This is a genomic window from Brochothrix campestris FSL F6-1037, assembly GCF_000525915.1.
Classification (GTDB): domain Bacteria; phylum Bacillota; class Bacilli; order Lactobacillales; family Listeriaceae; genus Brochothrix; species Brochothrix campestris.
The window spans coordinates 1-568 of sequence record NZ_AODH01000075.1 but is presented as its reverse complement, the minus strand read 5'-3'; the positions used below and the strand labels follow the sequence as shown (position 1 = coordinate 568).

At 49.8% G+C, this 568-nt stretch carries 1 pseudogene; it reads left to right on the top strand.

Annotation, left to right across the window (positions count from 1 at the left end):
• Positions 1-568, top strand: a pseudogene (locus BCAMP_RS11400) (ROK family protein); the annotation flags it as partial.

The window sequence follows — 568 nt, the reverse complement described above, 5'->3', positions numbered from 1 at the left end:
GCTTTGGCGATTGGTCCTTTGGACCGATTGACGTCAAACGAAGTTTCACCGACCTATGGCTCGATTTTAGCAACACCAAAAATCGCGTGGCAACAATTCGATTTACTCGGCACACTCAAACGCCATTTTCAAATACCAATCGCCTTTACGACCGACGTTAACGCCGCGGCTTTTGGCGAATTAAAACGTGGTGCCGCCCGTGGCAAACACAGCTGTGTTTATTTAACGGTTGGCACTGGTATTGGCGGTGGGGTTGTGATGAACGACCAACTATTTCATGGTTTTAGCCATCCTGAAATGGGCCACATCTTAGTGAAACATCATTCAGACGATGCTTTCGCTGGTGTTTGCCCTTACCATGGCGACTGCCTTGAAGGTTTAGCTGCCGGCCCCGCAATTGCGGCTCGCTTTCAGCAAGCAGCCACCACCTTACCGCCTGAACATGAGGCATGGGATATCGAAGCCTTCTACCTCGCGCAGGCTGCCGTTAACTATACGTTAACGCTCTCACCCGAAAAAATTATTTTCGGTGGCGGTGTCATGAAGCAAAGCCAGCTGTATCCAAAAA